Origin of the sequence: Pedobacter sp. UYP1, assembly GCF_040547305.1 — a bacterium.
Classification (GTDB): Bacteria; Bacteroidota; Bacteroidia; order Sphingobacteriales; family Sphingobacteriaceae; genus Pedobacter.
On sequence record NZ_JBEPPL010000014.1, the window covers coordinates 68,630 to 89,417 of the forward strand.

17 protein-coding genes are annotated in these 20,788 nt (G+C 42.3%); 7 read left to right on the forward strand and 10 right to left on the reverse strand.

Annotated features, from left to right (window positions below; genetic code table 11):
- Positions 1-43 precede the first annotated feature (43 nt).
- The 6 genes from ABIB30_RS21780 to ABIB30_RS21805 all read right to left on the reverse strand — a co-directional run bounded on the left by ABIB30_RS21780 (position 44) and on the right by ABIB30_RS21805 (position 14,011).
- Entirely contained in the window at positions 44-616 is a 573-nt protein-coding gene (locus ABIB30_RS21780; protein WP_354305162.1) for a TIGR02466 family protein, read from the reverse strand.
- 86 nt (positions 617-702) lie between these two features.
- Positions 703-8,826: an RHS repeat domain-containing protein gene (locus ABIB30_RS21785; RefSeq protein WP_354305163.1), complete on the reverse strand. Its 8,124-nt coding sequence runs from the start codon at positions 8,824-8,826 to the stop codon at positions 703-705.
- 84 nt (positions 8,827-8,910) lie between these two features.
- Complete coding sequence (locus ABIB30_RS21790; protein WP_354305164.1) at positions 8,911-9,735, reverse strand: phytanoyl-CoA dioxygenase family protein; 825 nt, start codon at positions 9,733-9,735, stop codon at positions 8,911-8,913.
- 27 nt (positions 9,736-9,762) lie between these two features.
- The gene (locus ABIB30_RS21795; RefSeq protein ID WP_354305165.1) at positions 9,763-11,727 is read right to left on the reverse strand and encodes a prenyltransferase/squalene oxidase repeat-containing protein; all 1,965 of its coding nucleotides are present in this window, start codon (positions 11,725-11,727) and stop codon (positions 9,763-9,765) included.
- 149 nt (positions 11,728-11,876) lie between these two features.
- A complete protein-coding gene (locus tag ABIB30_RS21800) occupies positions 11,877-12,761 on the reverse strand; it encodes a hypothetical protein (RefSeq protein WP_354305166.1) in 885 nt (294 codons plus the stop codon).
- A gap of 488 nt (positions 12,762-13,249) precedes the next feature.
- Positions 13,250-14,011: a response regulator transcription factor gene (locus ABIB30_RS21805; RefSeq protein ID WP_354305167.1), complete on the reverse strand. Its 762-nt coding sequence runs from the start codon at positions 14,009-14,011 to the stop codon at positions 13,250-13,252.
- A 105-nt stretch (positions 14,012-14,116) separates the two neighbouring features.
- On the opposite strand from ABIB30_RS21805, the gene ABIB30_RS21810 reads away from it, so the two are divergent.
- From ABIB30_RS21810 to ABIB30_RS21820, 3 genes are all read left to right on the forward strand, one after another.
- Complete coding sequence (locus ABIB30_RS21810) at positions 14,117-14,842, forward strand: DUF3667 domain-containing protein (protein WP_354305168.1); 726 nt, start codon at positions 14,117-14,119, stop codon at positions 14,840-14,842.
- A gap of 640 nt (positions 14,843-15,482) precedes the next feature.
- On the forward strand, positions 15,483-15,635 hold the full coding sequence (locus tag ABIB30_RS21815) for a BF3379 family histone-like protein (RefSeq protein WP_354305169.1): 153 nt from the start codon (positions 15,483-15,485) through the stop codon (positions 15,633-15,635).
- Positions 15,636-15,769: 134 nt separating this feature from the next.
- Positions 15,770-16,090, forward strand: a complete 321-nt coding sequence (locus tag ABIB30_RS21820) for a hypothetical protein (RefSeq protein WP_354305171.1) — start codon at positions 15,770-15,772, stop codon at positions 16,088-16,090.
- A gap of 270 nt (positions 16,091-16,360) precedes the next feature.
- On the opposite strand, the gene ABIB30_RS21825 is transcribed toward ABIB30_RS21820, so the two are convergent.
- The 4 genes from ABIB30_RS21825 to ABIB30_RS21840 form a co-directional block, all read right to left on the reverse strand.
- Complete coding sequence (locus tag ABIB30_RS21825) at positions 16,361-16,534, reverse strand: ATP dependent DNA ligase (RefSeq protein WP_354305172.1); 174 nt, start codon at positions 16,532-16,534, stop codon at positions 16,361-16,363.
- Between the two features lie 92 nt (positions 16,535-16,626).
- A complete protein-coding gene (locus ABIB30_RS21830; RefSeq protein ID WP_354305173.1) occupies positions 16,627-17,391 on the reverse strand; it encodes an SDR family oxidoreductase in 765 nt (254 codons plus the stop codon).
- A gap of 80 nt (positions 17,392-17,471) precedes the next feature.
- Positions 17,472-18,239 (reverse strand): SDR family oxidoreductase, encoded by a 768-nt coding sequence (locus ABIB30_RS21835; protein WP_354305174.1) that lies wholly within the window; start codon positions 18,237-18,239, stop codon positions 17,472-17,474.
- A gap of 12 nt (positions 18,240-18,251) precedes the next feature.
- Positions 18,252-18,662 (reverse strand): DUF1569 domain-containing protein, encoded by a 411-nt coding sequence (locus ABIB30_RS21840; protein ID WP_354305175.1) that lies wholly within the window; start codon positions 18,660-18,662, stop codon positions 18,252-18,254.
- Between the two features lie 60 nt (positions 18,663-18,722).
- On the opposite strand from ABIB30_RS21840, the gene ABIB30_RS21845 reads away from it, so the two are divergent.
- From ABIB30_RS21845 to ABIB30_RS21860, 4 genes are all read left to right on the forward strand, one after another.
- On the forward strand, positions 18,723-19,010 hold the full coding sequence (locus ABIB30_RS21845; protein WP_354305176.1) for a hypothetical protein: 288 nt from the start codon (positions 18,723-18,725) through the stop codon (positions 19,008-19,010).
- Positions 19,011-19,324: 314 nt separating this feature from the next.
- Positions 19,325-19,720 (forward strand): HYC_CC_PP family protein, encoded by a 396-nt coding sequence (locus tag ABIB30_RS21850; protein WP_502931099.1) that lies wholly within the window; start codon positions 19,325-19,327, stop codon positions 19,718-19,720.
- 113 nt (positions 19,721-19,833) lie between these two features.
- Positions 19,834-20,430, forward strand: a complete 597-nt coding sequence (locus ABIB30_RS21855) for a hypothetical protein (protein WP_354305178.1) — start codon at positions 19,834-19,836, stop codon at positions 20,428-20,430.
- 66 nt (positions 20,431-20,496) lie between these two features.
- Positions 20,497-20,748, forward strand: coding sequence for a heavy metal-binding domain-containing protein (locus tag ABIB30_RS21860; protein ID WP_354305179.1), 252 nt, complete (start codon positions 20,497-20,499; stop codon positions 20,746-20,748).
- Positions 20,749-20,788: the final 40 nt, after the last annotated feature.

Below are 20,788 nucleotides of genomic sequence, written 5' to 3' on the forward strand. Positions count from 1 at the left end.
TTTACAAATACTTTTTGCTTACTAAGCCATTTTTGTAAAATGGCTATACGATGATCATGTTGAAACTTAAAGCAATGCGCTCGCTGGATGAAAGATTCTGGCCTACTGAATGCGGTACTTTGCTGTTAAACAAAATGAGGCGCCGATCCTTCGGTGTATACCTTACTGTATTGAAGTTTTCGGATTTCGTACGCGCTGATGCCCATAAATTGTCCGATAGCTCTTCAAACGAAAGATCACCACAACCCGGGGCAGTACTGATGTAATAAACACCACTGATGTAAGATCCGTCATGTGTGTGCATACGTTCATAATTTCCAGGGGAGGAAATACTGATCCATGAATCGGAGATGGCGTACTTGTTTCCAGGCCGGGTTTCCAGGATATCAAGAAATTGGCTGATCTCCTTCACCAGTGCATTGTGCAAAATACCAAATTCGCTGCGTGCAAAAATGTCTGGAACAGATCCGTACGTAGTGTACAAATTGGCTCTGGTAGAAATAGGGAACTCCTGCCGCAGCGAATGAGCGGCTTCAACCAGCCCCCCGTTCGCTTCCTTACTAATGAGGTCGTCTTTATAATAAAATGCTTTTGGAAAGAAATATTCTACAGGCATATCTGATTAAATCATTGGTTCAAAGATGAAAAAATAGTGTCTCGCTCCATGTTACATTTTCACGAGGCAGCTTTTAAATAAAGTTGTCAATATTTGATCCGGTTTGAAACCTGCAATCCGCCAATTGATCCGCTGAGCGCCGAGCTGAATACAACCTGGCTAAGACCAGCATCCCAGTTATTGCCAAGTGCCAGGTTCTTGCCGGTATTGATGGAAAATCCAATGGCCTCGCTCTTAATAACGCCGGTTCCAATTCCCTTAGCCAAAGCTCCCCATCCTGATGCTACAGGCCCGTTGGTTGCCAACCCTGCAAGTGCTGCGCCTTTCTCAGTGACCCATGCGCCTGCCTTCACAGCTGTTGCCACTCCAGGCTGACCGAAAACTTCTAATATTCCTGCGGTTGCGCGCGCGGTAGCAGTAAATTCTGTAAGTGCTACCTGGGTTGATTTTGCTGCAATACCCAAACCAGCTCCGAAACCTCCGCTGAGTGCACCAGTAAGCGCACCAATGCCCATTTGGATACCATAATCTTTCCAGCTAAAATCATCGAAGTTAAAAGCCGAATAGGTAATCGAACTCACGCCGGCTCCGTAGAAGACACCGGAAAGTGCCGCCAGTCCAATGGACGCTGGTGTGCCCAATCCAAGCGTAAGTACATCGAGAACCGCAGCCGCTACATCGATAACAACACCTATCAGGATTTCTACAGCACCAATAAATATTCCTGCGATGGCACTAAAGAAACTACCGATGGAGAACATACCGGTTGGATCAATAAACAACACCGGATTGTTGGATGCATAGATATAGGGACTAAAGTACTGGCGGCCGGGATCTGTTGCAATGAACCGTCCGATTGCAGCACTGTAGAAACGGGCCCTGTAATTATATAACCCTATTTCCGGATCAAATTCCTGACCGGTGTACAGGTAGGGCAGGAACCCAGGACTCGGCTCATTGACATTTGACAAAGCTCCAAATGTGAGGTACTCGTATGAGGCAACCACATTTCCACTGAGATCGATAACCGCCCTTGCAGACCCAAGATGATCTTTTAGGATATGGTACAGCGTTGCAGTGGTACCGTCAAACTTTCGCATAGCGATGAGACCGCCCGGGCCATAGGCATAGTTTACAGAAGATCTTGTTTTTCCATCTGCACTGATGAAGATCTCCTGTAAAGGCATCGTGCTTGTACCCCGTACGTATAATTTTGTACCCGCACTAGCTCCTCCCGTAACGGTTTTTAGCAATCGTTCGTTACGGCAACCGTACGTGAAATTCAACGTGGCACCACCCGGTGTGGTATCTGCAATACTTACAGCCAGCATAGAAGCAGGGTCGTAAGTAAAGCCCAGGGCAAACTGTTTGCTGATCTTTGAATCGGCTGTGGTCATGGAAATGGGGTTCCCATTGTGGTTATAGCCAAACTGTGCGATCACCTGTGAGTTATTGACGTCACTAATGGTATTTACCTGTTGGTTACCTTGGTTATAGGCGTAAGCACAGGAGATACTGCTACCCGAAAAGTTCTGTATGTTGCCGTTTGGATCATAACTCACATCTGGTGCCGCGGATGAGCTTGATGGTGAGTTTGCCGGGGCTTTCGCGTGCTGTAGCTGTCCAATGGAGTCGTAGGCATACTGTAGCTGTTCATTGGCCTGGCCACTAACCTGGGCAGCAGCAGAGGCAATGGTGCCATCAAAATATCCTGCGCCGCCATAGCCTCCTGAGGTGTAAGTAAGGGTTTCCTGAAAAATACTCGAGCCGCCCTGATTCTGATTATTAATGTTCAGCAACCAGTTTGGTGCATTGAAACCATAGGTCTGTTTAATCGTTGCATTTGTGAGCGCAAGATGATTTTCCAAAGGTGTACCCGCTGCATCATAGCTGAAATTTCCGATCGTACTGGTTCCCGATTGCCCAGGTGTCCGGGATGATATCTCGTCGGTAATGCCGGTAATCTGGTTCAATGAATTTAGTTGGTAAAAGACAGCATAGTCATAGGTTTCATTCGGATATTTAATTTGGGTAATGGTACCAACATCATTATATCCGTAATTAACAACCCGGTCGTTACCGCTATCAAAAGATTTCACGGCCAGGGTGTCGGAAATTGCATTGCCAAAAATATCGTAAGCCAGGATTTCTGTTACATCTGCTGTTCCGGTAGTACCATTATTGGCTTGCATGGAAGAAATCCTGCCGATTGCATTTGAACCGGTCACACCTCCATCATACACGTTCTTTTGTCTCCAGGTCGGCGTATGCTGTGGCCAGAGTGGATCAGTATTGGCATATTGTTGCAACTGCCGCTGGTTCCAGGTTCCTGCAATGTAGCCGGTTTCAACCGGGCGGAAGAGGAGATCATATTTTATATAAATGAAGTTTCCATCTGCTGCTCCCTGCGGATCCTGTTTGAAGCGAATATTCCCCGCCTGGTCATAGATAAACGTAGCTGGCGCATTCGTTCCCTGCTGCAACGTAAGTAGCTGGTTTAAATAATCAAAAGTCTGTAATGTTACCCAATCGTTCTGCACAGAATTGGCAGGTGGGTTGAAATAGTTTGGAGAGCGGACGATTGTTGGGTTGCCAGCGTCATCAAAGCCGGTTTCATTTTTGATTTCAGTGCCGGTAGCAGACACATTTTGGATCACCTGATCCAGCAACGTGCTCACCTCGTAGAAGACGTTGCCGTTGGGATTCGTTGTTGTCTTTTTCGAATAAGACATAATTCCCGGCTGGCTAACGGCAGCACTATAACTCGTATGGGTGCATTTGCCACCATTTACCCTAAAATCTTCGCCAGGTACACTTTCCTGAACTACCCGGGCAAGTGGGGATGTTTCAAATGTTTGCCTTGCAAATGGATAACCATTATCAGCAGGATAGGCCGTGCTCACCAGGCCTGTCATGGTTCCCGCAGTCCAGTTCATGGTGGCAAAACCGCTGCAGTAGCTAAACATCGGGTTTTGTTGGGGAGAAAGGTATGCCTGTTTCGTCCTTACTGACATTCTGCCCAGGTTGTCGGACACCAGCTGACCAACTACCATTTGTGAGCCAGCATATTGCTGCGCCTGGATATGCATGCCATTTGCATCGTCGAATGCGATAGCAGCCATTGGCGTTACTGCCGTAGCGATTTGTGAAATGGCTACTTTGTTGCCAAAGAAAATCGTGGGCACACCAGAAAAATTAGCAGGTGCCGTATAACTGAAGATCATTTTTCCATCTGCCCAGAAAACAGCGGTCGACTGGCCGGAAAGCAATGTCCACTGCTTGTTCATGGTATAGACTGCGATGTTATCGCCATCCAGTTTCAGCGCATAACGGTAAGCGTTGCCGGGACTGGTAATCGTCCAGCCTTTGCCCGTGGCAGCACCTTTGCTGATCGTAGCAGTTGCAGGAAGCAGAAAGCCGGAATTATTAAATGCACCGCAAAGAGCGTCCGACAAGGTACCTGCATCAAGCTGGGCTGCAAATGGATTCTGGGGAAGGTTAAATGCACGTGCATCTACAGCAGGCAGCACGTTTGCTCCGGTTGAATCCAGTAATTGCCAGGAAGTTAATTGCGGGTTCCACTGAACGGTAAGAGCCGATCCCAGGCGAATGCCCAATGGCGTAGCAGGTATTTCCAGCAGATTGAATTCAACATCCAACGCATAATCTGAGGTCAGACTATTGCCGGCATAGGTGAGCGAGCCTGCTGTGCCAGCTGATTGCTGCGTAAGGACGGTGCCAGTTACATCCCAATTGCCGGCTCCTTGCTGCCATACCTGGGACCACTCTGAGCCACGTGTAAATTCGGTGAGCTCGCCGCCATTGGTCCCGGTAATCGTGACTGAAGAATTGGGGTTTGTGGTAGCAAATACCCCCAGGTTTCCACTACGGGACAAGTAACCATTTTGAATTTTTGAAGTCCTGTCTGCCGCATTGGTAGCTAAAATTTCCTGCTGGAAACTGTCCAGTATTTTACGGCTTGTTTCGCCATTTGCGCCAAGTACTGCTGTAGGCTCTTCTAAAGTATTATGATAACCGTAAGCCTCAATAATACAAGCTAACGGTGTGAATCGCAGATTATCTACAAGCACATTGCAAGCGGTGTTCCCATTTTCGCAAGTGATGGTAATCTGCGTATTGTCTTTGGGGTTGGGAAGATCAATTAATTGGGATAAATATACCCACTTGCCAATGGTATCAGGGAAGTTGACAACAGACGAAGTGCCGCCGGCAACCGATATTTGCCACCAGGCATTACCGGCGCTATTGTTAAATGTTGAAGGTTTTTTAACCCAGGCAGAAAATATATATTGCTGATCCTGACGGATAGGGGTAAATGAGCCTTTCAAGCCTGCTGCACCGGTGCTACCGGCTGAAATGCTTAAACTATTGATACCAGTATGGGCATCCACTACTGGATGTTGACTGTTGGGAATAATAGCGCTGCCAGATCCAATCACCCAACCAATTGGCGTTTCGTAAGTTTCAAAACCATAATAACTCACTTCATTTCCCGAAAGGCTGCCGTTTGGAAATTTAGCAACCAACGACTGCTGGTTTTTATCATAAATGAAAGAGGAGACAAGCTGATTGCCATCTACCTGCTCTGTGATGAGGTTGCCTGTACCTGATCTGGAAATAATTTTAGTCTTTAATCGCCATGAAGCTGTTGGCGTGTCGGGGGGGAATTGTGGTGCCACAATGCCCGGTGTCGTCCAGTCAAAAATTTGATAAGCAGCCAGCTTGCAGGAACCGGAACCGATACAATCGGTGTTCACAGTGTTATTCGCCCAGTTACGGAAAATGGTCGCCTGACTCTTGATATATTTCCTTGAACTATTATCTGCCGGCGCTACACTTTGAGTTGTCATGGCCACCGTAGAAAACATATGCAACTTGTTGAACGAAGCAGCATATGCCGGAACCTGGTAAGCGTATAAGGTTTCTGTGCGAAGATTTTTCTGTACCCCATCAGCATCATAATAAGATTTTTCCTGCGATAGTAATACGCCAGTGGTCTTGTCATAAGTGCCAGTTGACCATTGCACGATGCCATCTTTCATGTTGGCCGTCTTTTCGCAACGTGCATATCCGCCCAGAAGATATTTACCAGATGCATCTTTTGAATAGACCGTCCAGTAATTCAGCTGCGACGATACAAGGCTGCCGTCGTCTGCAAAATCTTTTTGGCCCAGTTGAATTCCATTAAGGATATTCTGAAAATTCTGGAGCCCACCGGAAGGATAAAGCGTCGATTGCTGAGCCAGTCCGTTTGAATAGTAAAACTGACTACTTCCTTCTGGTGTGGATGTTGGCAAAGCAGCTTTCTCTTTAACGCCGGGAACCACAATTACCAGTGGATACTGCGCCACGCCCATCAAGGCATTGTAGGCAATTTGTGACTCGGGGGAATTCGCATAATAGTAAGATTGTGTAAAACTTTGTGTGGCGTCATATTGATCCTCAATCACCAGGCAGGCCACGGGTGTATCCGTTACCGACTGGTTGAAATTAACTTCATCCAGGTTCCATAAGTCCATTGTCGGGCTCGCATCGAAAGAAGCTGCAGACGAAGGGTAAGTAACCAGGAAGCGGCCGGCAACCAGCAGTGTCCCGGCGGTGCCATTGGGCACGTATGATTTTACATTATTCAGCTTCTGCGGCACTTGCGCAGTCCCGTTTTTTAAAGCTGCTACGTAGGATGATGCTGTATTGTCGCTGGCATCCTGGTAGCTAATAAATCTCGGGCCCCGGTTTTGGAGGCTTTGCGGATAATTGAAACTGCCGAGTTGTGTTGACAATGCGCGCCAGGTGCCGTCTGTACTCCGGAAATATATGGTTTTGCCCACTGTCATATAATTACCAGAAACACTTGGGTTGGTCCCGGATGGAACATTTGACAAAATAGACCAGGAGCCGGCATTGGGATTGAAGGCCGCCCATTGATTGGCCGCAGAACCACTGGCTGGAGAAAGAATGGATATATCCTCACCAGTGGCCATGTTTAAACCGATTGTAGCGCCTGGAGACGAAAAGCTTTTCTGATTCCACACAGAGCCGTAACGCTGATCGCCGCCGGCATCCCGCAACAGTGCCAGGTTATTATTGACAGTGGATCCAACAATGGATGTCTGGAATATTTGATAGAGCAGATTTCCGTTTACAACGGGCGAAGACAAATCAACGGAGCCTGGTGACGACGAGTTTAAGACAAAGAAATCCGCGTCCCAGTTAAATAACCTGACGCTATAGTTAATAGCTGTACTGGTAGTAGTTGTAGCATATGTAAGTACCAATGAGTTTGGCGTGGCGCTTACCGCGAGATAGGCCACATTGGTAGGCTGATCCACTATTATATCAATATCACTTAAAGTCCATGTGCTGCCGGCTTTCCATGTGCCATCTAAAGCGCGGTAAAACAGGTAATTTTTCAGTTGCCGGGAACTCTGGAGGTAACAGGACACTGCATAAAAATTCTGAGCCGCAGTAATGGCAGCCAATACGCAATCTGAAGAATTGGGCAGCAGCGGAGATCCGTTTCCATTCCACATTCCATCCTGCCAATTATACGAGAATCCCTGTACCCGGGTGGTGGTATAATCGGTGTTATAAGCCACTACAAAACTTTCTCCGGCAACAAAGACCGACTGGGCTTTTGAATTGGCCTTAACGGTAAGCACGAAAGGCTGATTATTGTACATGACCCAGGTTCCGAATTTTAAATCCTTTCCTGCGTCATCGTTACGGAACAGGTACAATTCATCGTTGCCGGTGGAGCTGTTGCGGAGAGAAAGCGCGAAGAAATTCTCCGTTGTCTGTACCATCAGGCTATCGGTTGCTACCGTTTTGCTAATGCTCATAGTCTGGTTGACCCACTGTCCATTCCACGACTGGATTTTTACCTGTACCTGGTTGCTGCTCTGGTAGGTGAAGACAACGTAATTGGATCCAAACCAGACGCGGGGGATACTGCCTGTGATCGGATTTTGTAGCTGTACTTTTTTTGATGAATTACTAGATGTTATGGTCTGTGCTTTGTATTCAAACGATGCCTTGCCGCCTTCGGGATATACGACTGCGCTTAGGGCGCCAGGATTGGTGCTGGACGGATTTGCGGGGAAATATTCAAAATTCATTGCAGGAAGCGTCTCGCCATTGTTGGTGTATTGAAACACGGACTGAAGACACCGTTTGTACATCAACGAATAATTGCTGTCTGATGAGGCAGCATTATTCATGAATTCGTAGGTAAACTTCATGCCCGATAGTGGGTTGCCATCTGCATCTGCCACGTCAACAGAATCTAAAAAATAGGTTTCATACCTGTCTTGATAGGCGTTGGGAGAGGGCGGAGCTATCTGGGTGTGTAACGGCTGATATTCAACGATCGGAGTGCCGTCATCTGCGCTGCCTGGATTAAGGATACCGAATTTATTTCCATAATTCAAAGTAATGACCCGGCCGTAACTGTCAACTACTTTCCCCAGATAAGAAGCCTTGGTATAGGAAAGGCTTGAAGAGATTAATTTCTGCGCTACATTGATATATTGATAATGAATTGAATTGCCCATTGGCGTCACAATGGATACGAGATTCCAGGCTGTAGGATAAAGTACCTGCGTTGCGCCCACATTACTGGAGCCCATCCAGTTTCCCCAGCTGATACCCCATTGGGTTCCATTTGAACTGGTGTCATTTCCAGCACCGTAAGTGTAGGTAAACCCATCTTCTTTGATGATGATCCAAACCTTCAATACAGGATTATACTGTACAGACCAAAACTGGAAATTCCGCAGTTGAAATATCCAGTTACCGCCTGCGGTTTCTCCGGTTTTTACCATTGGATTGGCGCTGCCGCCGGAGACCATGTAGTACGTATCGGATGTTACCGATGCGCTTCCCGCTTTGTCTACTGTAATCATTTCAATAGGCATTTGCCAACCTAAACCCAGAATGCTGGTAGGAGCCTCCGTATTCCAGGTATTTAAATTGTTTTTTATATTGCTGGAATAAAGAACAGATAGCTTTACATCAAGGCCTTCGAGCCCCGGTAAAGTCATAAGATCCAACGGCATGGATACACAGCCGCGAAATTTGTTGACACTGCTCTTAATGTTTCCTATTGCCGTTTTATCAAACTCAAAAGAGTGTAATGCAGGCACTTCAGATTGAGCAGCACCGCTGCTGTTATTTGATGATTTAGTAGACATAATGGGATGGTTTTATTTTACGGACTTGTGTGATTGAAGTTGGATATCTGTATTTTTCCGGCTAAAATGTCAGCGTTTTATTTTTTAATTCAGAACAGTAAACTGTCTTTCGATTTTTTCTGGAGAAAGGGGCTCTATTTGCCGTGGAATAGTTTTAAAACAGGTTCCTTCTTTGGGCAGGGTTGTCATCATATGCCGTAGGTAGAAGTCATCCGGAACCTGGAATACATTTGTTTTCGCAGGGTCTGCCTCTTCATCTACATGGCAGCAAAGCAACGGTAAATGGGCTGGTATGGCTACACCTGCAGCAACGGGTCTCATAGCTGCGCTTAAATTGGGCGGTGAGCCATGGATTACTCTGGTATTCATGAACAGCACTTGTCCCGCCTTCATAGGAATGTAATGCATGTACCCTGCTTCAATAGCGTCTACCAATTCGGGATAAGGCAACATGCCAGGAGCACGGTAAAGATTATTTAAACGATGGCTTCCCGGTAAAACACCAAGGCACCCATTGGTTTTATCTACGTCAACGAGCGGGCACCAGATACTGAGCCCTGCGTGGTTTTCTTCTTCTACAAAAGTAGGATCCTGGTGCAGTGGGAACTTACCATATTCCGAAGCTGCCCGCTTGGCCACGAAGCTCCCTAAAACAAACTTATATTTATTCAATGCGGGAAGCAGGCTCCGTTCAAAAACCTGTAAGATGTTTTGATGGATGAAGCTCCGCATTTCAATATCCTGAAGTACCACAGAAGCGACAAAATCAAACGTATGTTGCGCCTCCACGGCTTTAAAGACCAACTTTAAGTCAGCTATATCTTTCGCGGTAAGAAGGTCCATAATCAAGTACCCGTGCTCCTGGAAAGCTGCATCATATTGTGGATCAAGGAATATGTTTTGTGCCATAATTTGTTGGATTTAAAAAAATGTAAATCACATCCAGTTATACATAATATCGCTGTTGTGTGGTGCTTTTGAGGAGATAATTTTTGAAAGTACCCTGATGATAGTTGCAGTGGTAATAATGGATTTTTTGTCTTCGTAGTATTTTCCCGAAGGATTGTTCCAGGGCTCGTAACAGAAGTTATCTGTCACACGGAGATTTGCCGAACCATACCACTGTCCATTCCCCGCCTGCCAGTTGAGCAAGGCCCGGAGATGGGTGCCTATTTTTTCATCAGAATAACCCCTGATGCATTCAATGCCGATATAACAGGCAAGATCAAAAGCATTATCAATCTGGATGGAGGATGCATCATATTCATACGCATCGATTGGTTCTTCCAGTCCCAGACGGTTCAGTACTTCCAGCGTAATGAAGGTGCTGTAATAGGGATTTCGCCACCAATAAGAGCGCCAAAAGCCGTTATCCATCCGGTGGGTGTGCAACGCTTTTTGAAAAGGATCAAGAAATGTAACCCTGTCTTCCGTCGACATGCCGTGGTAACCCCAGGGCGTAACATCCCAATGACCTGTTGCCCAGGCATCAGGTTCGGTATAGGTGGCAATACAATCATTTTCCCGCCAGTGTTCCCGGAAGAATAAACGATCAGCCGCGTTAACAGCAAGGCCAAGTTCATCAAATAACGCTACAGCCATCGCAGTTGAGTCTACATCAGGCCCCGTCTTGGCATTGAATCCCCATCCGGAAATATAACTTCGTTGTCCTGCCAGCCAGTTGGCGGCTTTTGTTGCTGCACTAATAGCTTCGTTATTCGCGCTTTTTTTGCCATACTGCGCCAGTGCCTGTGCTGCGTATGCAGTAACCCATTGGTCTGACGTGCCTACGGGCAGGTGATAATCGTCCCAACTGCCATTTTCGTTTTGAATCGATAGGAGGTACCTCATCGAATCTTTGAGCGATCCCCATATTTCATCTGACTGCGGCATGTCGTTTTGTACCTCATGCTTTACGTAGAGATTCAATCTGGGTTTTAGATCCGAGGTAAGTCCAAACCCAATGAAGGCTATCTGGTATTCCTGACTGTCCAGTATCATCCCGGTATCGACAGGCGTAAGTGAAAAGCGAGTTGTTAATTGGCTAATAATCGAGGACCATTCGTCAGGAGTATATCTGAGGCAATGGCCGCACAGGTCAGCTTTTACATCAGCATGGGCTCCGGTCAAGAGATTAAAGCCAACACTCATCACCAGCCCGTTCAAATCCACCTTATATTTCTCTGTTGCAATGGCAAGAAAATCTTTCATTTCCTGCGATGAAAACAGGTCGATCCCTAAATGCTGGAAGTCTGTAGTTTCGCGCATCCGGAAGTAAATCTTTGCCCGCGAATTTTCTGGGTTGCTGCCTTCAAGCCCCGCACTTGCAACAATACAGTGTTTTTTTAATTTATTTATTAAAGTTATTGCATCATTAGCTAATGGCAAAATTGCTTTAAGCCAGTTTGCTACAGTATCCCAGCCTTTTTTCTGGCTAAGAGGTGCCATTTCCAGGTAGAAAGCGATTCCGGGCTGCTGCGGGCTTGTGCCAATCCATACAAATCCTTGTTTATAAATATTGCGGTCATTTTTATTTTTTGGTAACAGCATTCCAATCGTCTTTTCAGTAACTTCTTTCAGCTCACTGCTTCCGCTGCTATCAATAGCATGCCGAAGTGTCTTAATGGATGAATGATAACGCGATTCAGTGGCCGCATGAAATGCGCCTGGATCGCCAATAACGCGTAGCGACGTTCCCTTGCCGGAAGTTGTAAGACACAGCTGCAATGGTGAACCGTCATTGTTCAGGCATGAAGCACCGGTAATAAAATCTTCAGAGCCAGCGTCAGAATCAAGGAGCTGGTAACAGCTGCCTGTTAAAGAGTTGGCCGCAGGTTGGAGCCGCTCAGCAAGCGAAATAAGCCGTTGAACTTTTTGGCCGATGCGTACACTACGAATCATAATAAATATTAAAGTTGATGGGACTTGATTAGTCCGTTTCTGGGTTTAGGAACTTAAAAACCCGACGGTCGATTTGAGAATCAGCCGCTGGGTTTTAACAGTTTAAATTGCGGTTGTAACAAAAGAATGTTACAACAGTCAATTATGCATTAACTACCTGGCTGAATATTGATCTGTGGGGCCTGACCAGTATTGCTGCCCGTTGTACCTGATGTGCCATTTGAACCTGCATTTCCAGGTGTTCCATTTGCGCCACCTGGTGAACCGCCTGTACCTGCTGTGCCACCTGTACCACCAACGCCGCCACTACCGCCATTACCTGGAAGACCTGAAATTGGATGGCCAATAATCTGAGAGCCGGAATCCAGACTTCCGTAAGTAATATTGATCACATTACCGCTGCCGCCATTGCCACCATTGGCTCCGTTGCCGCCATTGCCGGCTGCTGCACCGCTGCCGCCATTATAGCCACCACGAGAATAGGCTCCTGAACTACTGCCATTACCACCATTACCACCATTGCCACCGCTGCCGCCTTGACCGCCCGTGCCTCCATTGCCTCCATTGCCACCGCCACCCACAACGGAGAAATTGCCGGTAACTTTACCAATGTACATGGTCGTAGCGGGAGAGTCGCCGCCGTTGCCGCCATTGCTGGCATTACCACCATTGCCACCCACGGCGCCACTGGTGCCATTGGATCCGTCGTTGCATCCGGAAGCCCAGTTGCAACTTGCATTCTGACCAACTACACCATTTTGACCCTGTGCACCTGCCTGGCCATTTGTGCCCGCCGTACCTGGTGCCCCAAGAATGTTGATGTCGCCGGGGATTTGTTGTGCGGTTAATTCCCTTGCAGCAGTGGTTGATTTGATTAGGGCAGCAATAGAAATTTTACCTGTTGTCTGGACAAAAATTTGTCCACCTGATAAAACTGTTACTGTTCCGAACTGATTGTTAGCGTCCGTGATGTACAACGGACTTGACGGACTTACTGTCACATCTGATGGTTTAGAATCTAATGAGGTTGACATAGAAAGTTTTTTAGAGGGTTAAAATTTAATATTTAATATAGAAAAGGTTGTGTTATGCGGGCTAATGTTTTATATAAAAATAATATATTTATATATATTATCATAATAATTTATTTTTTTATATTAAAGCTGAAGATTTCAATGATGGTTAACGGAAAAAGCACGTCAATCGAATCTTAGAAGTGTTTATACGTAAGATAGTTATATCAATTTATTTCCCTCGAAGACATGTTGAGTCTGCGTTAAGTCTGCCGATCTCTGTATTTTCTTCTGGGGAAACGCTATTAAACAAAATAAAGAGAAGAATAAAACGCAGACATATACAATAGACCATCGAAAAGATAGATGCCGTTTAAGTTCCCCAAAATCTGGCCATTTAAAAGTAGGATTCCCGATTAAGCGTAGCGCTGGCGATAAAAGAATTTTTAATTTAAATGGATATATGAAGTAGTAAAGATTTACAGAAAGTCAGCTTGTAAAATAGCCAATTAAATAATCTTATTATTAACAGCGTAAGAAAGTGCTTCTACGATATTGCTCACGCCTAAGCGCTCAAAAATCCGTCTCCTGTAGTACTTCACTGTATCAGATGAAACAAATATTTTTTCTGCAATTTGGTTAATTGTTAATCCTTGTGCATGAAGCCACAATATTTCTATCTCTCTTTTTGTAAGTTTCGGTTTCTCTGATTTACGCCAAACATTATTTTCTGTATTTAATTCCCAGGTTTCGTCAGTACCTTGTTTATGGATATAAATATTACCGGCATTTTTATGGTGCGAAATGGAAATTATGCACATTGCTTTCCACATTTTTTCATCGCTTGTCAAAAATAACGGAGTAAGCTTATGATTGATGAGAATGTGTTTGCCATCTTGATTACGCAAATGGAAATCGTAAGTTATACTATACAATTTTTTCTCGCTGCCAGGCAACTTTTTAAAGAAATCAAATCCTGCTTCATTAATTAAATTCAACAATTTCAAATCATTTTCAGGTACGTTTTTAAAATAGAACTCATAACCCATATCTAACACTTCCTTAGAAGAATGTCCACATAAAAATAGTGGATTTTCTGAAACGTATTCAAAGGCCATCTTTTCATAATCAATAACATATATGCTTTCATAAGTTAACCTGGCAAAAGATTTTACGGCTTCTAAATAATTTTGCTGTTGAAGATGGTCTTCTTCAGCTATTCTTATGACTTTATTCTTGGTAAGCAGGCTTGAATTAATGTTATTTTTCATTAGTGGCTTTAGCTTAGTAGCAAATCTACACTAAAGTGTAGTCTTTGACGATATTTTTGTATTGACTTTTGCAGTAAATAATCTTTGCATTTACACTTAATGAATATGATGAATTGCAGAAGCTGCAGTAATATGGTCAACGGCAATTTTTGCTGCAATTGTGGCCAGCCTGCACAAATTAAAAGAGTTGATAGTCATTATATCCTACACGAAATTCAACATATTTTACATTTCGAAAAAGGAATATTACATACGATAAAAGAGTTGCTGATCAGGCCCGAAAAAAACATCAAAGAGTTTATTTCGGACAACCGAAGCAGGTTGGTAAAACCCATAGTGTTTATCATCATCACTTCATTAGTGTATACGTTGATCATTCATTTTTTTTATATCGAACATGAATATATTAGTTACAGTGGTTTTGAAAAAACTACCGCAGGGTTAATTTTGAATTGGGTACAGAGCCATTATGGTTATGGGAATATCATAATCGGCGTATTTATTGCCTTTTGGCTAAAACTATTTTTCAGAAAATATGAGTACAATTTTTTTGAATTATTAATTCTATTATGTTTCGTCTTAGGAATGGGTATGTTGATATTTTCTGTTTTTGCTATTTTTGAAGGATTAACAAAAGTAAACCTGATGAAAATTTCGGGAATTATAACTGTAGTTTATTGTACGTGGGCAATTGGACAATTTTTTGATAACAAGAGAATGGTAAACTATTTAAAAGCACTCGCTTCCTATATATTAGGTATGATTACATTTTCGATTTCAATAATGCTTTTGGGTCTTCTGATTGATTTTTTTTCTTTGTTCCTGGCATAAAAACAAATTAATCTCCAGGTATAACGAATAGCAATTGCAGCTATAATTTATCAAAAAAATGGTTAGTGATTAGTATGCCGCTAATGTGTTTTTCAGGTATGCAGTTTGTACGGAAATTCTCTGGTTCCTTTTCGAAACAACGTGTACTCCATCTACTAGTTTAAAAATGAAACCTCCCAGGATTCCCTTTAAAAATTTACCATTGAAAATTACCATAAATAGCTGCTTTTCCATAAATGTAAATCATTAGCGTTAAAGCGCATCATAAGGAGTAGACAATGTCCGTAATTGTCCGCAACTGTCTGCAATTGTCCGTAGTTGTCCATGCGTTGGTCAAAGTAAAAAATTATAAAGTTTATGAATCTTCAGCTGGTTAGGCTTTGGTTGTGCCTGAGTGATGGTCGGGGTAACACCATGCTGAAAACAGCTTGGGAGTATGGTAACTCTAAGTCATTTTAACTAGTTGTTTTGACTTAGAGTTGCCATGCTCTCGCGTTACTTCAGCACTGCTCTTACCCTAACGAGTACTCAGGCAGTACTCAGGCAGTACCCGGCCAATATCACAGTTTAACAACGTGAGCTGGATCAGGAAATTTTCAGGTATAGGGCTTCTTCCTTGATAGATTAAAAAGTTAAGAAAGTGGTAGCTAAGGTTGAAGCCGATGCGGATAAGTTTTACAATTCTAGCAGCAGTGCTGCTGGTACAAGAGTATGTAAGGCAATGCAGGATTTAAAAGTGTTTGCCGGTGATATCCGTAAAGATTTAAAGAGAAAAGAACAGCAAATAAATTAATTGGTGTTTTGGGAAACGAGCTCTGCCTTTTTAAGGCAGGACTTTTTTTATGTTCATGTTTGATGCGTTACGGCTTCCCGTATTTTCTATGAGTTAAAATCCTTAAATTCATAGATCTAATTAATAACTCAAATATGAAATTAGTATTTAAAAGCCCAAATCCCGACAAATTGAAATCAGACATAATTAAAAAGACCGAAGATGGAGAATTAAAAACCTGGACTATCTACGAAAGTGATGGCGTGAAATATTTAAAGCATACCCAGCAATGGGGAGATAAGGGGGTGATTCAACTTACAGTTGACAAAGTTAGAGTGGGGATGATTGTAGAAGTTTTAAGATTTGAAAAGATTAAGGAAGAGGTGAAGGATTTTGAAGGTTATTATTACGGTCGGTTTTGTGAAATCATTTTTGTCAACTTTCCATTTAGATTCACATCCATTGATCGGCTTTAGTTGGCGTACTAATGGGTTTAGATTAGTAGGTAGGAACTATGTATCAGGCAACTTGCATTTCAGGAGTAATGAGGTAGATTCCAGGTGCGCAAAATACTGACGGGGGGAAGTTTAAGTGAGTGATATTACTCCTTACCCAGAAAGTAGAGTCATCCTTAAAAACAACTATATAGGCGGTGAAGAGTCGGATAACTATTCACCGCTTTTTTTTACTCATCTTCGTTTTCTTTTGGTATCTATCTGACAACTTCTTTTGGTTTCTTATCAAATCTAAACCCTGAAAAAGGTTGCTGGCTTCCGTAATCGTCCTGATTTTGTCCAGGTGGCAAATTCGAAATTTGCTACAAGCTGCAGTTTAACCCAATGGGTAAGGGCACCTTTTGTATCCAGAACGTCATTTACAAAAGGAGATTTGTCTGTTTCTATAGCCTTTAATTTTTCCAAAATGCCAGTCCTTGGTTAACAGGAAGGTAGGGGCTACTTTTTTCTTTAGCTATAATACACTCCAAATCTAAATCGAGATTTTTTTGACCTCTCTATAACCCTTTGTTATTTCTTGCTGGATTCAAAATCTTGTGCGCTAAAGCTGGTGATAAACGGTGCAGGAAATAAACCAGTTTGGTAAGTCCCATTCTGATGGTGTATTTATTGTTTTTCAAACCTGAAATCAAGCCTTTCACTAAATCTTCCGGAGACATTTTGCTCACGCCTTCAAAACCTTCTGTCATTTCCGTAGCAACAACCGGCGGTAATAATTCGAACACTTTAACATTGCTATTGATCATTTTTAAGTGCTCACGCAAAGAAACCGTGTAAAAACGAACTGCAGCTTTTGAAGCACAATACGTAGGTGAACCGTTCATCGGTACATAACTTAAAAAAGAAGATACATTGATGATGGCTGCTGCTTTTCTGGATTTCAGCATATCCATAAACAAATTATTGGTGCGGATAACACCTAAATAATTGATATTGATTTCAGCTTCTGCATTTTGAAAATGTTTGTCGCTAGGATTGCCGTAATTAGTTGCTGAGGTCATAATCCCGGCGTTGTTGTAAAGGATATCTATGCCGCCAAGTTTTTCAATCTGGTCAAATAACGATTTTCCATCTTCTGCCTTAGAGCTATCACTTTTTATAGCGGTAATTGAAGGATATTTTTTCTTTGCGGCATCCAGTTTATCTTGGCTTCTACCTGTTACGACAACTTTGCAGCCTGCTTCCAGAAACTGTTTTGTTGCCTCTAAACCCATACCGGCAGTTCCGCCTGTGATGAGTATTGTTTTTCCTTTTAGTTCCATTTTATTTTTATGTAATTAATTGGGTGTTGAAGTTTGAGCTGTCATAATTTTAATCTTTTAAAAGATAGAATGAAGATTTTTTAAGATTGAAGTTTGCTAGCATTTTTTGGATCGTTCACTAATTTGTAGGCCATTTTAGGGAAGAAACGGTGAAAATAGTAGAGCAGCTTTGTATCGCCCATACGAATGGTGTAGGTATCTTTTTTCAAACCATTCATCAAACCATTTACCAATTTTTCCGGCGAAATACCTTTTGCTTCCAGATCAACGGTCATATCTGTTCTTACCAATGGCGGAGAGATTTCAAAAACTTTTACCCTGCTTTTTAAAATTTCCAAATGATTTCTCAACGAAACGGTGTAAAAACGCATCGCTGCTTTGGTGGCCGAATAGGTTGGGGAAAGATGAAATGGAACATAACTTAAAACCGAAGTGGTATTGATAATGGCACTTTCTTTTCTTGATTTCAGCATATCCATAAACAGGTTATTCAGGCGAATTACACCCAGATAATTGATGTCCATTTCATTTTTTGCTATTTCGAAATGCTTGTCGTTTGCAATTCCGAGGTTTTTGGCGTCACCCATTATACCGGCATTGTTGTATAAAATATCAATGCCACCAAGTTTTTTTACCTGATCAAAAAGCGATTGCGCATCTTCAGCATTGGCCACATCGCTTTGTATGGTGGTGGTTGCCGGATAGGTTTTTTTTGCCTCATCTAATTTTGCCTGGTTTCTGCCTGTGATGATCACTTTGGCACCGTTAGCTAAAAATTGTTTGGCGGCTTCCAGACCGATACCGATAGAACCTCCGGTAATCAGTACTGTTTTTCCATTTATTTCCATAATGTCTATTTTTTATTGTCCGAATTGTTTTAAATGATAATCCATGTGCATCGTGAGCAATCTTCCCCATTCTTTGTCGGTCATTTTCCCGAATAATGGATGCGAGCCCCAGTCTCCCGTACTTTTGCTTTGGCTGGCTTTGGTGATTATTTCAATCAACAGTTTTTTTTCTTTCTCAAAATCAAAATGTTCCGTTGGTGGTATCTTAAAAGTGAGTGGTATACGCAAACCTTTCGGGTGTTTGGAAAGTACATCTACCAACATAAACTTGAACATCGTTCGCGATAGCCAAAAACTTTCATCCGGCAGATTAAAATAGCCTAAAGCCGTTCCGCAAGCCAAATTAAGGTGGTGCAGCATTTGATCGGGTGTCATCGTTCCCCATTGCCTTTGCGATTGTGGCGTAATTCTGTAAAACAACATACGGATGGAATAACCAGAACTTATCCTTTAGTGTCTAAACACAGATTGAATAATATCCTGATGTATGAGATCGAGGATAAATGGAAAATTGGAGCGGAAGCCTATTACTTTAGTCCACAGCAATTAAATGATGGGGCGACAGGTAAAGGTTACTGGACGACCGGGTTGATGGCAGAAAAGATATGGGAACGCTTTTCATTGTTTCTAAACTTTGAGAATCTAACGGATACCCGCCAAACCAGATTTGATACTATTTATACAGGCACTATCACCAGTCCAGTATTCCGGGATATTTATGCTCCTGTAGATGGTTTTGTGGTAAATGGAGGAATTAAGTTTAAACTTTAAAGGATTTAGACGCTGTTTTATTTCAATTGTATATAAGCAGTTTAAATCTCCTTTTCTCAAAATAAAAGCAGTAGAGCCTTCCAATTTAAATTGGAAGGCTCTACTGCTTTTATGAGTTGTTTAATTTTTAAATTATTTATTAACGATTTTGATCGGGAGAAGCCAAAGCACGTCCATCATAACCAGCTCTATCTGCAGATCAATTAGTAGTTTAGCCCTCCAGATATCAATAGTCATCCAATCGTAATTATGTAAGTTTATTCCTTAATTATGTAATAGTTGTTCAATGAAATTTCAATAGCTTTACTTCGGAAATGAAAAAGATATTGTCCATATTTCTGTTACTCATATATACTACTGCCAGTTTTGGTTTTAGTATAAAACAGTTTTATTGCTGTGGGCAGCTAAAATCAGTGTCATTTACACTTAAAGAAGATCTAAGTGAAAAATGTAGCAAAGGAAATGAAAAAGGAGGATGCTGTAAAAATCAATTTCATAATTTAAAGGTAAAGGATACACACATTGCAGCAGATGAATTTAGCAGCCCTGCTAAGTACTTTACTGATCTGCATGTACCGACACCTGTCATTTTTTATCAGGGGCCGGTAGTAACTATTCTTGAGCGAGTTTCCATCGCGAATCCAACCAATGCACCTCCTTCACATGGGAGCGTTCCCATTTATATTTTTAACTGCATCTACAGAATCTGATCATGCTTCCCCAAAGCATTTAAGCACTATTTCATGGTGTCTTAACTATTATTACTTACTCTTCTGGTAATAATTAATTTTTAATTTTCTTTTCATATACAAGATTTAAAAAAATGAAAACTTTAAAATTTTCAATGATCTTGCTTGCCTTGTTTTTATTAAAAACATTTGCGCAGGCTACACCTTTAAATGCAGCAACAAACGACCCCAAAAGTGGAATTTATCTTACTGCATTTGATTATAAACACAATCAATTACATCTGGCTAGTGATCAGTCAACAAGTAACAAATTCCGCTTAAATGATTTTTTTGGTGGAAAAACACTGACCCTCAGTCATGAGGGGAAAAATTATCAATTTTCTAAGGATAGTATATACGGTTATAGAGATAAAGACGGTAATGATTACAGATTTTATAAAAGCAATAGTGCAAAATATAAAATACTGGAAAATGGCAGAATAGTCATTTACGAACGTCAGCAACCTGGAAATAAACAGACAGGCTTCAAACCTTTGGTGCGTTACTATTTTAGTGACGGAGTAAATGGTGAGGTTTATCCGCTGTCCTTACATCATCTTAAAAACGTTTTCAAAGACCAACCTGCATTTGAAGTTATAGATGCTAATTTTCAAACAGATGATGATCTAACGAAATATGATAATTATCATCATATGTTTCGGATTAATCATCTTTTAGTTAAATTGTTGTAAAAACATCTACGGATAATTAAAGTCCTTACTCTTAATACATTAATTGATCATTTTAAATTAAAAACAATGAAAAAAGTAACATCAATTTTCTTTGCAGTAATCTTATCAGGATTTACTGTATTCTCCGTATCCGGTCAGACAAAACCAGGTTTAGATATTGTGAAGTTGAAGAAAGCAAAAATACCTGTTCAATATACTTGTACAATGCATCCTGAGGTAATCAGTAACAAACCTGGTAAGTGTCCTAAATGTGGTATGACACTGATTAAAAAAACCACTGCAAAAGTCAAACCTTCAATGGGGAAAATGAAAATGTAAATTTTACAGTGGGGTAGTATTATCTGCCCCACTTAATTGT

Bases quoted from the DNA above. Each gene is read 5' to 3' on its own strand.
- ABIB30_RS21780 (WP_354305162.1), bottom strand. From the start codon at position 616: ATGCCTGTAGAATATTTCTTTCCAAAAGCATTTTATTATAAAGACGAC.
- ABIB30_RS21785 (WP_354305163.1), bottom strand. From the start codon at position 8,826: ATGTCTACTAAATCATCAAATAACAGCAGCGGTGCTGCTCAATCTGAA.
- ABIB30_RS21790 (WP_354305164.1), bottom strand. From the start codon at position 9,735: ATGGCACAAAACATATTCCTTGATCCACAATATGATGCAGCTTTCCAG.
- ABIB30_RS21795 (WP_354305165.1), bottom strand. From the start codon at position 11,727: ATGATTCGTAGTGTACGCATCGGCCAAAAAGTTCAACGGCTTATTTCG.
- ABIB30_RS21800 (WP_354305166.1), bottom strand. From the start codon at position 12,761: ATGTCAACCTCATTAGATTCTAAACCATCAGATGTGACAGTAAGTCCG.
- ABIB30_RS21805 (WP_354305167.1), bottom strand. From the start codon at position 14,011: ATGAAAAATAACATTAATTCAAGCCTGCTTACCAAGAATAAAGTCATA.
- ABIB30_RS21810 (WP_354305168.1), top strand. From the start codon at position 14,117: ATGATGAATTGCAGAAGCTGCAGTAATATGGTCAACGGCAATTTTTGC.
- ABIB30_RS21820 (WP_354305171.1), top strand. From the start codon at position 15,770: ATGAAATTAGTATTTAAAAGCCCAAATCCCGACAAATTGAAATCAGAC.
- ABIB30_RS21830 (WP_354305173.1), bottom strand. From the start codon at position 17,391: ATGGAACTAAAAGGAAAAACAATACTCATCACAGGCGGAACTGCCGGT.
- ABIB30_RS21835 (WP_354305174.1), bottom strand. From the start codon at position 18,239: ATGGAAATAAATGGAAAAACAGTACTGATTACCGGAGGTTCTATCGGT.
- ABIB30_RS21840 (WP_354305175.1), bottom strand. From the start codon at position 18,662: ATGTTGTTTTACAGAATTACGCCACAATCGCAAAGGCAATGGGGAACG.
- ABIB30_RS21845 (WP_354305176.1), top strand. From the start codon at position 18,723: ATGTATGAGATCGAGGATAAATGGAAAATTGGAGCGGAAGCCTATTAC.
- ABIB30_RS21850 (WP_502931099.1), top strand. From the start codon at position 19,325: ATGAAAAAGATATTGTCCATATTTCTGTTACTCATATATACTACTGCC.
- ABIB30_RS21855 (WP_354305178.1), top strand. From the start codon at position 19,834: ATGAAAACTTTAAAATTTTCAATGATCTTGCTTGCCTTGTTTTTATTA.
- ABIB30_RS21860 (WP_354305179.1), top strand. From the start codon at position 20,497: ATGAAAAAAGTAACATCAATTTTCTTTGCAGTAATCTTATCAGGATTT.